Origin of the sequence: Ruminococcus sp. MSJ-25 (assembly GCF_018917825.1) — a bacterium.
Taxonomy (GTDB): Bacteria; Bacillota; Clostridia; order Oscillospirales; family Ruminococcaceae; genus Hominimerdicola; species Hominimerdicola aceti.
In genome coordinates, this window is sequence record NZ_JAHLPI010000017.1 from 116,776 (window position 1) to 128,988 (window position 12,213).

General features: G+C 39.4%; 9 protein-coding genes. All 9 read right to left on the reverse strand.

All coding sequences use genetic code 11. From position 1 onward, the window contains the following. Positions 1 to 484: 484 nt before the first annotated feature. The 9 genes from KQH97_RS07620 to KQH97_RS07660 all read right to left on the reverse strand — a co-directional run bounded on the left by KQH97_RS07620 (position 485) and on the right by KQH97_RS07660 (position 12,213). Positions 485 to 1,780, reverse strand: a complete 1,296-nt coding sequence (locus KQH97_RS07620; RefSeq protein ID WP_118054053.1) for a transcriptional regulator — start codon at positions 1,778 to 1,780, stop codon at positions 485 to 487. Next, on the reverse strand, positions 1,773 to 2,609 hold the full coding sequence (locus KQH97_RS07625; RefSeq protein WP_117934531.1) for a DNA adenine methylase: 837 nt from the start codon (positions 2,607 to 2,609) through the stop codon (positions 1,773 to 1,775). Before KQH97_RS07625 ends, KQH97_RS07620 begins: the two co-directional genes overlap by 8 nt. 64 nt (positions 2,610 to 2,673) lie before the next feature. Then, on the reverse strand, positions 2,674 to 2,946 hold the full coding sequence (locus tag KQH97_RS07630) for a helix-turn-helix domain-containing protein (protein WP_216553685.1): 273 nt from the start codon (positions 2,944 to 2,946) through the stop codon (positions 2,674 to 2,676). A 99-nt stretch (positions 2,947 to 3,045) separates the two neighbouring features. After that, on the reverse strand, positions 3,046 to 4,131 hold the full coding sequence (locus KQH97_RS07635; RefSeq protein ID WP_216553686.1) for a tyrosine-type recombinase/integrase: 1,086 nt from the start codon (positions 4,129 to 4,131) through the stop codon (positions 3,046 to 3,048). 211 nt (positions 4,132 to 4,342) lie between these two features. Then, complete coding sequence (locus KQH97_RS07640; RefSeq protein WP_216553687.1) at positions 4,343 to 5,089, reverse strand: helix-turn-helix domain-containing protein; 747 nt, start codon at positions 5,087 to 5,089, stop codon at positions 4,343 to 4,345. Next, on the reverse strand, positions 5,076 to 7,580 hold the full coding sequence (locus KQH97_RS07645) for a VirD4-like conjugal transfer protein, CD1115 family (RefSeq protein WP_216553688.1): 2,505 nt from the start codon (positions 7,578 to 7,580) through the stop codon (positions 5,076 to 5,078). Before KQH97_RS07645 ends, KQH97_RS07640 begins: the two co-directional genes overlap by 14 nt. 12 nt (positions 7,581 to 7,592) lie before the next feature. Further along, positions 7,593 to 11,072, reverse strand: coding sequence for a relaxase MobL (mobL, locus tag KQH97_RS07650; protein ID WP_216553689.1), 3,480 nt, complete (start codon positions 11,070 to 11,072; stop codon positions 7,593 to 7,595). A gap of 2 nt (positions 11,073 to 11,074) precedes the next feature. Then, on the reverse strand, positions 11,075 to 11,428 hold the full coding sequence (locus tag KQH97_RS07655) for a hypothetical protein (RefSeq protein ID WP_216553690.1): 354 nt from the start codon (positions 11,426 to 11,428) through the stop codon (positions 11,075 to 11,077). A 413-nt stretch (positions 11,429 to 11,841) separates the two neighbouring features. After that, on the reverse strand, positions 11,842 to 12,213 hold the full coding sequence (locus KQH97_RS07660; protein ID WP_216553691.1) for a hypothetical protein: 372 nt from the start codon (positions 12,211 to 12,213) through the stop codon (positions 11,842 to 11,844).

Genomic DNA, 12,213 nt, shown 5'->3' on the forward strand with positions numbered 1-12,213 from the left:
GAACGTCATGGCTCAAAGCGACTTAAAGACAACTCAATGTCTTGTTGTGCTTGTGTTTCACATCAGTTGACCTCATCTCAATCTTATTTGAGGACTTACGATATTCGATTTTCAAGCTGCATTTTTGGTAAGTAAAATCAGCAGCTAAAAGCAAAAAGAGCTTTCCAGATGTTTGACATCGTGAAAAGCCCTTGACAATCTATTTCCAACGTGCTATAATAGAGCACGAGGATAGCATTCTCTGAAAGCTCACAGTTGATCCGAACATCTGTGCTGCTGGGCTTATAATCTCCGCCAAGAGTTTATAAGCCTTAGAGGGTGCGATTTTTTATGCCCTCTAAATTTCCTCTGTATATTAATTATACCACCATTTTGTCAATTTGTCAACACTTTTGCGGAAATTAATGGCGGGAAATATATCTTTTATATATAAATGCAAAATGACCCCTAGTGTGTCACCGTGACACACTAGGGGTCATTTTCGTTATAATAATTCCACGATCCATTCAAGCCAACTTCTAATTGTTGAAGCCCTACGATAATATGTTTCGTCACTTTTCACTTTATATAGGTTACACTGTTTCATTATTGCAACAATTTCATGCTTGTTGATTTCTCCCTGACTAAACCATAAATTAAGAGTTTCTGAAAAAACCTTATGTGATAATATAGCTTCACAAAAAGCTAATTGCCTTTGTTTGTAGCTGAGTTTTAAAATGTTTTTTCCTTTTGACGTTAAGAAAAATGTAATGCTATCATTCCTTTGCTTGTCAACTAACCCAAGATAGCGAGCAGCGTCGGTATAATAATTTGTTTGCCTTTCGTCAAATGCGTAATTAATTGTAATATTATCTTTTGTCATAGGGTGTTCGTTTAATAATTCGCATAGATTTATTACTCGTTCAAAACTGTCTGCTTGTGGAAATGATATTTCAGGCTCATCAATTATCGGTACACTGTCAAGTAATTGATTGATTTCCTCAGATGTAATAGTCATATCTTCCTCCACAGAATAATTTTTCTGCTTGACAAGTGTCAGTGAACTATATTCCATTGGATCAGAAAATTGATATTCATATAAATGAAATATGCCATTGGAATACACAAGGAAAATTGGTTTGACATCTTTGTTTACACGATCTTTCCACGTCCTGAAAGGGTAGTAGAGCTGTCTTACAAGAAAATCTTTCGACAAATCTCGCTTTGCCTCAATTAGTGCAAGCTTTTGTAATCCCTCATATCCTGCATCTATCTCTATTTGAGAATTATGTACTTCAATGTTTCTTTTGTCATTGCATAGAACATCTTTGATCTCAAAATTGAAGTTACCAGATCCCATTCTGCCACTTACAGTTGGAACAAGTTGCTCATCTTCTAGAAAGTCTGCTATTATGCCCGACACATAAGCACAATTTAAAGCAACTGCTTCACTGGTGATAGAGTCTACATCTAAACTTTGAATGTAGTATGGTAAGCTTATTCTTGTTACTTCGGGTGACATAGGCTCGAATTTATGATACGCATCAAAATGAGAAATGATATAATCACCACGAGTAATAGGAAGTATGGAGAGCTTATTTTGTTTGAATAATTTAGGCAAATTGATAATGTGATCAAATTTTGCCATTAACCGTGGCTCACGAAACTCTTTAATTTGTGTAGCAGATATTTGAAAACACCCTTCTTGTTCTATTTGATGTAGAATATCGTATTTTTCAAATAATAAATGCCATGCTGCGTCATTCCTGGTTTCATGTTCAAGTTTATCTGTGTCATTCATAGTTTGTTATTATTACCTCGTCAACATCTCCACGTTTGCTTGCAACTGAGTTGATTGCCCTTTTGGCTTGTACAGTTGTTATATGATAATCAGAATATTGTTCTCTTATAAATTCAGTTGAAGAATTTGACAACATGAATTTTACACCACGTTCATTAAGCATATCACAGCACTCACGAAGTTTAATCTGTTGTTCTCTGCTAAAACCGCCTTTTGAATAACCAGTAAAGCTAGAGGTATCTGATATTGGATCATATGGCGGATCAAGATATACGAACGTTCCTCTCCGTACTTGTTCAAGTGATAATGCAAAATCGTTTGAACTGAATGTTATCTCAGCAGAGTTAAAATAATTACTTACGGCTTTCAAAACAGGAGCATTAACGATATTTGGATTTTTGTATTTTCCAAAAGGACTATTAAATTCTCCTGCATTGTTTACACGATATAAACCATTATAACAAGTTTTATTGAGAAAAATAACCCTTGCCGCTTTTTCGATGTCACTAAGCCTATCGTATTTTGATTTATCACGATCAATATTACGAAGCTCATAGTAGAAACTTTCCTCATTCGGATAGGTTTCAAGTATTTCGATAAGAGCGTCAACATCATCTCTTATAACAGTATATACATGAATGAGATCGATGTTAATGTCGTTGACTATTGCTTTTTTAGGCTGCAGATCAAACAAAACAGCACCTCCACCAACAAAAGGCTCACAATACGAGGTTATCCTTTTAGGTAGCATGAGCTTTATAGAGGGCAACAGCTGCCTTTTTCCTCCCACCCATTTGAGAACAGGAGAAACAAGTTTATTTTTGGACATTAAAATCACTCCGTTTTTGTGTCACTAGACAGTGTGTCATTGTGACACACCAAGGATTTTTATTTTATACAAATTCAATTTTAAGTTTTTTATCCATAGCAGCGGCAAGCCTTTGAAGTGTTTTTATAGACGGGTTTGCATTTCCATTTTCAATTTTGCTTATATCACCTTGTGCAATACCTGAAAGGTGGGCAAGTTGCTGCTGAGTTATACCTTTTTTTTTACGGACGTCAATTAACGCTTGAACTACTGCAAATTCAGGCTCTATAGAATTATATTCTGCATTAAGCTCAGGATCAGTTAGTTGTGCATTAAGAAAATCATTGAAATTTGTCATATTATTCTTCTTTCGATATTGAATATATCCTATAATTATCATATCACATTGCACGTGTTTTGTCAACACGTATTATAGCTAAACTGATTATCTAATGTGTCACGGTGACACATTGACATCTTTCATATACTCATCGATCGTTTCAGCGACTTTCAGCTTTTCACGATATGTAAGGTGCGTGTATATATCGCTGGTGACAGCTATGCTGCTGTGACCGAGCCAGACCGACACGGACTTTAGCTCAACGCCGTGCTGAACAAGCAGTGACGCACAGGTGTGGCGAAGATCGTGGAAACGGCAGCGGAAATTCATTTCTGCCATTATCCTGCCGAAACCAACAGACAGATCGTCGGGCTTGACGATCAGCCCCATATCGTCAACGCATATGTATTTAAGATATTCTCGTGAATACTTGTCACGATGAGCCGTGTAGTTATCGCACTGCCTGCGCCTAAGCTCCTTGAGGTATCTGAGCACGCCTGAGGGGAGAGGCAAGGTTCTGCGGCTTGCTCTGGTTTTTGGAACGTCTGAAAACACCAAAGTTATCTTGTGATCTTTAATGCATTTGACTACAGTATGCTGTATGCACATAGTCTGCGTTTCAAAGTTTATGTCTGACCAACGCAGTCCCAGAACCTCGCTGCGTCTGAGTCCCATAGTTCCTGCTAGAAACACAGGCGTGTAGAGGTCAGTATTTTTGACCTTGTTAAGAATTATTTCAAATTGATCTGTACTTATGAAATTTCCACAGTAACGGTCAGTGCAGGGAAGCTCCGCAAGCAAGGCTGCATTGTGGTCTGTCAAACCGTTCTTGACCGCATAGCTAAGTGCCATTTTGATGTTTGAGTGATGTTTTCGTATCGTTAAGCCGGATAGACCGGCGTTGTATTTGACTAGATAATATTCCTCAAGCATACCGGGCGTGAGCTGTGAAAGCATTGTATTCTTGCTGCGAAAGTATGGCACGATGTGCACATACACCTGTGAACGATATGCCTCATAGGTGTTGATTTTTACCGCCATCTTTCGGCTTTTGAGCCATTGCTCGATCAGATCTGCAAACAGAATGTCATTTGCCTTTTTCTCAGAAATCTCGTCTTTGAGCTGCTGATTTTCCGCAGCAAGCTTTACCACAAGCCTTTCAAGCTCTTTCTTTTCGCTGATTAATTCTTCGATAGTTGTCATAATGATCCCCTTTGTTTTTAGAATATATAATATATTACAACAAAAGCAGAGATTTTTACAGCAGCAAAGCAATATCTGTCTGAAAAAGAAGGCAAAATTTGATAAAAAGCGTGCATATTCTAAAAAAAATAATTCAAGTATAGATACAGAAACATCAAATATCTGTTTTCAGACAGATAATCAAGAATGGGTCAGTTATAGACAGTTCATTTTACCCACTACCCCTTTTTAAGAAAAAAATCTCCGAAAGCCGAATTTTTTTCTTAAAACCTATTGACAAATCCGATTTTTTGTTATACAATGAACTTGTGTTTTTGATGGTTGTGTTCATTGTATAACAATGAATGCTCTGCCTCCTGCTTGAGCGGCGGGGGGCTTTTTTTATTCTGCTGTGAGGAACATATATGCAGACAGTATATGTGTTGTCTGTAAAATCACCTACACGAGTTCTGATTTTCTTTTTACGAATGAACTTACCTTTTACAAGCTTTTCTATCGTCCTGAGAACGTCCTGACGGCTCATGCCCAGAAGCTGAGATAGATCATTATAGCTTTGGAAAAAGCTCTTGTGCGAGCTGTCAGCCAGCTTACAGCACATTGCATAAACTCTGAATTCATTTCCATTCAATCTGCTTATGAGCTTTTTATCCATGGTGAAATATTTAGAAGCTGTAGATACGACATCAATAGTGTATGTATATGTGCCAAGCTTTCCGGGAGCATTTGTCTGGCGCTTCTGGGACTTGATAAACCCACTTTTGAGCAGTGAGCTTACCGCACGCTTGACAGTGGATGCCGAAAAGCCGCATAGTGACACAAGAGTCGTCTGCTTGACTGTGATCTCATAGCCAAGCAGATTTCTTTTTGTATTCTTGTGGATAAGACTATAGAATACACAGGCAAGCTTCAAGTCTGATGCCTGTGTAAAACGTGTAACAAAGCTGTTAGGTATTCGCATTTTTCAATTCCTCGTTATTTATGTATTGTTCCAGTGCCGCCCATTCATCGGCAACAAAATTGCTGCGTATATCAGGACGTTTCTGTATTTTCTTTATGTAGCCCCTTGCAGCGGCATAGTTCTGATCTGAAAGAAATCCTCCAAGCTCGCTGCCTACAAGTCCGTTGATCTTATATAGCAGGGCAGTGATATCGACATACGGACCATCGTCCGGGTATTCTCCTGGGAAATAGAGCTCGTCCTGATCGGTGTAATCATCTTCTTCGTCTGAGCCGCTTGTTCCATATGCCTCTGCAAAGATCTTTCGTGCCTCGTTTGCACGAAACTCATTGAGCTTTTGTACCTGTTGCTGATATTCTATGACTTGCCGTTGAGCCGCACCGGCATTTTTCTCAAGTTCAAGTGCAGCCTTATACATACTTTCGGACACAGTGCTGCCGTCTGACTTTATCTGATCTATCTTGCCTAGCTGCATATAGTAGTCATTCATAGCACGTTCAGCGGTCTTTTTGAGGCTGTCTAATCTGTACTGATAACCTATTACGCCCAGACTGTCCCAAAGCTCGTCATATGGATACATTGCTGCTGAAAGGTCAATGTTGCGTGATTTTATCGGCAGCTCGTCTATAGGTATGCGTGGCATTTTGTTAGGCAGCAGATGATATGGCGTAATATTGGTCTTTATAGGTTCACATCGCATCTTTTTGACAATAGCAGTGCCGAACGGCAGCTTTGAGAGCTGTGTTGTATCGAGCAGCGCCTTGCTGTCAACTCGTTCGCCCTGGTGATCTAAAAATCCGTACAGGCTGCCGCTGAAGGTCAAATAGTTTACTGTTTCATTGCCTATCATTTCAGAAAACGCTTTGTTTGTATTGCCATTAAGAGATAATATGTATATCTGAATGTTACAGCCGCCTTTTATGCCATCTTCTTCTTTTTCATATTTCTTAAGCTGTCCGTAGTCCTGAAGAAATAGATTGAAAAGAATGTTAGCACCGGGTGAGGCATTCATTTTACTGCTGAGGTCAGGCAGCTTAGTCATTTGTCCGAACTCGTCATACATATACTCTATTTTCCTTGGCAGCTTTCCGTCCGGAAACTTTCTTGCCTGTTTTGCGAGATACAAAAATGACTGATCTGCGAACATCGAGGCGATAACGTATCGTGATTTTTCCTCATATGGAACGAGCATATATATAATGCAGGGTCTGTCGATATCTATAAGATCATTGAACTTTATCTCACTTTTCGATGTGAGTTTTTGCACACCCATATCTGTCATAAATATCTCAAGGTCACCCGAAAGTACAGTATATATCGATGAACGTGTTTCGCCTTGAGAAAACTTTGACGTAGAGTAGGATGTTCTTGCAAGACAGCCCACAGGCAGTGCGTTGAAAAGCTCATCAAGTGCGTTGACTTCTTTCTTGTTGCCGCTTTCGTCCTCGATAACAGTATTGTAAATTCCAAATTCGGTAAAGAATGTTGTGATACTGAACATATTAACGCAGGACATATCATTTTTCTCATAGCCTTTATCTAAGAAATAGTATATAAGGGCACTGAGCAGCGACCTTGCGGAGTCTGTCCATATAGCCTCGCTCTGGGTATCGTCTGTAAGGCAGTGAGCGAATGAGCTGACGAGCTTTGAAGTCTGCGACAAGTCATTGTTGCCGTGTTTAGCTGTGAGGTACTCGTCAATAATAAGCTGAAGAGGGTTCCAACAGTCCGAACGGTCAGTATCGATAAGGTTAAGAGTAACTATCTTGTAGCCGTTTCTGGCAAATTCCTTATAGGTCAGTTCAAGCAGCTCGCCTTTCATATCATTAACGATAACAGAGGGCTTTTCTTTTGCATTCGCCATAAGCCTCAGGCTTGGCAGCACGTAGCATTCACCCTTGCCGGAACGTGGAGCACCTACGGTCATTGTGTTGTATGTGCCCGGTTCGATGTAGTAGACGCCGTTGCTTTCTCCTATGAGCATTCCTGCCTTTTCTGCTGAAGTGATGTTATCCATAGGCACTGCCAGAAAATGATCTAACAGTTCGTTGTCCTCCATAAACTTGTTGTCACCCTTAACGTTCTTGCTGTCATTTTTCATTCGGTAGAGTGTATGCAGCTTTACCGTTATTCCCAGACCAACTATAAGAGAAAGAATTATCTCAAAAATGAACATCATAAATCCGGGTGGAACAATGATATTCCACGGCATAAAGTGCGTTCTTGAATAATCTGCACTGCCATTGACGGCGCTTATACTTCTCAATGACTTTATAACATAGATGAAAATGCTGTTAATGATAATGTAGACTACCGATGTTGCAATGGCAAACTGCTTTACTCTGATGTTCCTGCGGTCTTTGTCTTTTTCAATAGGTGTTTTATTCACCGCATTTAAAATACGCATAGCAAGATCATAGATCCAGCCAAATACAAAAAGAATTTTTGCGATGATAAGATTTTTTATGCGCTTAAGTTTTTCAAGATCCATATTAGTTCCCCTTTATATGCTATGATATTGTTCTTTTGCTTTCGCCATTTCCTGCTCGATCTCAAATTCTCTCATAAGACGTGCGGTTTTTGCTTCTTCAGATTTAAGGGCGTTGCGCAGCATACTTGATGATTTATGAAGAAGTGTCCTCTGCGCCTGCATACAGCCCGCAAGTCTGAACTCAAATGGTATATCCGCTTTTTTACCGCTTATTATCTTTTTAGCAATGTCATTGCCTGAGCGTGCTGACTTTCTCAGCCATTGATATGCTGCTTTCTTTTGACCGTCACGAAGCAGCATTAAACCATAAGCGAGCTGTCCACTGTTGTTGCCGTTTAAAGCGCACTGACGGAAGCACTTTTCTGCCATTTCGTCTTTATTTTCAGACAGATACACTTTTCCAAGAATATACTGTGCATTTGGATCGTTGTATTCAAACGCAGAACGCTTAAGGTATTCTTTAGCTTTTGTATTATTGAATGAGCTATAATATTTGCCCAGAGTGTATATCGCAGGCTCAAAGTCCTTATCGGCGGCTGATGAAAGGTAGCGTATTCCTTTTGAAACTTCTGTTGATTTTCTGCTATCAAGAAGAATTTTCCCTGCAGCATACATTCCAGGTATGCTATCTTTGTCAGCGGCATTCGTGAAATACTGCAATGCTTTTCGTCTGTTATTTTCAGACAGATAAAGCTTGCCGAGGCGATAAGCTGCTATACCCATAGTATCGTCCTTGTGATCGGCAGCTTGAAGAAGGTATTTCTCAGCCTGTGTATTATCGTTAAATTGCTCATGATACAGTTTTCCGAGAGCATAGGCGGCGAAATAGTTGTCTTTTGCCGCAGATCGTTGAAGGTACGCAGCAGCATCTGTGAATCTTTCTTGAGCTAAATACAGCTTGCCGAGGCGATAAGCTGCTATACCCATAGTATCGTCCTTGTGATCGGCAGCTTGAAGAAGGTATTTCTCAGCCTGTGTATTATCGTTAAATTGCTCTTGATACAGTTTTCCGAGAGTGTATGCTGCATAGTAATTATCTTTTGCTGCTGAACGTTCTAAGTATGATGCCGCCTTGTCATATCTCTCTTGTGAAAGATACAGCTTGCCAAGACTATATTCACACAATCCTGTTTTATCCTGTGCGTTTTCAGCACCCTTTATCAGGACTTTTTCAGCCTTTTGAAGATCTTTTTTTCTGTCGCTCTGATATAGCTTACCGAGCATATATTGTGCTTTATAGTTATTGGAGTCCGCCGAAAACTGCAGATACTTTTCAGCACGTTCAAGGTCTATAGCCGTTCCTTTGCCATTCAGATACATCATACCTATCTTGTAGCTGATATTATCGTCATGGTTTTTCGTGAATACTTTCTCTAAACCTTTTAAAGCTTCAGCGTAAAAATTATGCGCACTTGATAGGTCTTTTTCTACTCCTTGTCCAAGTTCATAAGCTTGTCCTACGGCATAACTTGCGAACGGCATTCCGCCTTTGCTGCTTAGTGAGCGCATATAATAGTCAAATGCTTTGGCATAGTCTGTTTCAACACCAGAGCCGTATTTGTATATGTTTCCGAGAGCAAAATAAGCATATTTGTTTTCAGACAGCTTATAATGCTCTATGGCTGAGTTATAGTCTTGAGTAACGCCAAGCCCATATTCATACATTTTACCTAAGCGATAGTTGAGATATGACTTTGTCCAATTATCACGTTTGTCATTACTCATGCTTACTATGGATAGCAGCTTGTGAAAATCCTCAAAGGCTTTGCTGTAATATTGCTGACTTAGTGTATCGCCGTCATTGGATTTTAGCATTTGGCTGTCATAAAGCTTGCCTATGTCATATGTTGCGATAATATTTCCGCTTTTGCTTTCTATTGAGAGTATTTCAAAAGCTTTTTCGGGGTCTTTCTTTATGACTGCTGATTTGTTCTGTTCATTTCCGTACATATAGTCGAGAGCAAGCTTATAGTTCTTGCTCCAATCTATGCGTAGACGTTCCACTGCCTGATCGCTTTTATCATTTTCAGACAGATACACTTTTGATTTCTGCGAGGAAATACCGTTGTTGTAGTCAGGAGCATTTGGTTCATACAACTCATCATAATTTCTTGAAGATAGGTACATTTCCAAATCATCAGGGATATCAGAGTATTCTAAAGAGTCATAAGGCATAGCATCCTCAAAATCATCTTTTTTATTTTCAGACAGATACATATTTGTGTCCTGTGGTTCATCATAGCTGTCTTGCAAAATGTCAGCAGACTCTAAGAAACCTTCATCTTCATTTTCAGGCAGATACTCGTCTGATTTTTCTGATATGTTGTTTATGCCGGTGTCAGTCCACAACTTCTCAGACACAGGATCGCTTGCTTTTTCAGACAGATACATTTTCGACTCTGGGATGTTGTTGATCTGTATGTTCTTGTCCTTTGTCATATAGTATTCTCGGCAGATGTTCAGAAACGAATTGCCGACTCGTGAATAAAATCCGTCTTTACCGTTTTTGTTTTCGCCATAAAGCTGGGTTTCTTTATAATTCGCCCACTTTGAATTTTGCCCGTATCTTTTGCGAAACAACGCTGCCTGTATTTCGTCAAGCTTATGGAGATATGTGTCGAACATAATACTTAATGTGGGGTTTTCATCTATTACAGACCGTATGCAGCTCTGAATTTCGTTTTTTATGGGTTCACTTTGCTTTGCGTACCACCACTGATTGCCACTGTTTTTAAGCTCCTCAGGTATCTTGTCGATAAGTGCGTTTATTTTTTGAATACTTCCTGCAAACTCGGACTTGATATGAGGTGCAAGTACATCTCTTTGAAATTTTGTAAGCTCTTGTGCTGCTTTGCTCTTGTCAATGCAGTGTGTCATTACTCTTTTTAGTTCGTATAATACTGCCAGCTCAACATTGTCCTGACCTCTGTTCTTGTATGTGATGCGTCTGTCTTCAAGCCGGTGATATTCCACAAGCTGATAATGTATGTGCACGTTGCCTGTGTTTACATGGATAGCACCTACCCAGTAACAGTTGTTGGCGTCAAGCTTTTGCGATTTATCTATCATAGCGTTAATGCCTTTTCGTGCAGCGTCCACAAGTGCTTGTCTGTCTAGCATATTCCCTACAATGAAATCATTTTTTCGCAGATATGCATTATCAAATGATATAACACCTGCATACTTAGGGCAGCCCTCTGAACGGCTTGCTCGTTCCTGCTGCCGTATCTTATCCAGATCAGCGGCGGTCAAATTATCTTTAGTGCTTGTAAACGCTCCATAGGATCGTTCTTTTTTTATATCCTGTGCCTGACTCTTTTCGTTTGGTATGAACTCCGAATATACATATTCCATTTCATCAGCGTGCTTGCTGGGCTCGAACGCCTCCGGACGCAGCATATAGTCCAGAAAATCGAATATCTTTTTGCCGCCGTCGCCGCTTATACGCCATTTGTATACGAACTTGCATTTGTGAAATATTCCTGGTGTCATTATTAGTCACTCTGTTTGTCTTGCAGGGAGTTTGCACCCTTATCAACTGAGCGCTGATGTACGATGCTCTTGTAGTTGTCATTCGATCGTGACATGACCTCATGAGGTTCGCTGTCACTCAATCTCTTGTCGGCTGAGTGGAATTCCTGCACTTCGTAGAAGTGCAGGAGCGTATTAATTCCGTCACGCTCCTGATATATCATACTCTCGCTTTCTCGTGCGATCATCAGCAGTTTATCTACATTTGCTGCGATCTCTCTCAGCTGTGTATCATCGGCGGTTTTATCGTGGTCACTATTGTATGCGTCATTTATCAATGCCGTCACGCAGCCGCTCGTTGTTGTAATTCCTCGCAAGCGTTGTATCTCTTGCAGTTTTTGAAAATTTTCCTCTGTAAGTGTAATTAATTTTTTTACAGGCATTTTTATCAGTCCTTTTCTGATTTTGAATTTAATTTCTATTACTCTAAGTTAAAATCGGTTGCTCAAGAGCATAAAGGCGTGACCCCCACGCCGTTTGTAAACCTCGGTAAAACCGAGGTTTAAAGTGTGCTGCCATGACCCCCATGCAACTTATAAGTATATCTTTTTGATATACGTTTTTTGGTAGACATTTCAATTATATATCCTTTTTATATCCGCTTTTTTGGTCGATATATCTTTTGGATATATTAAATATCCCTTATTATGTAAGAATATATCCAAAGTATATACTTTTGCCGCTGTAATAATCTGTATATATTTCTGTTGTGTAAACAAAACCGCCCTATTTATGAATTATCTTTGTCTGAAATTTCGAGTATTCTCAAAATTTCATCATTTGTAATTGAGTTTTCTGTTGAATTTTTAAGCGTTTCTGTAAGCAGATTATCAATTTTTTCTGTTGTTTTCATCATTTTTTGTGCTGCAATATACACATTATTTATCGTTGTTTTTGCTCCCTCAGATAAGCGTTCAAGCTCGCTGTTTACAAGCGCACGAACGATAGCAGGAAGTATGTTTATAACAAAATCGTCATTGCATTTGACATAGTCAGAAATGATTTTATTATAAAGGGTGTTTTGCGAAACACCCTCTTGTTTGGCTATTTTGTCTATCTCGCTTATGACCTGTGGAGAGATATTTCTTATTTTTATATCCAT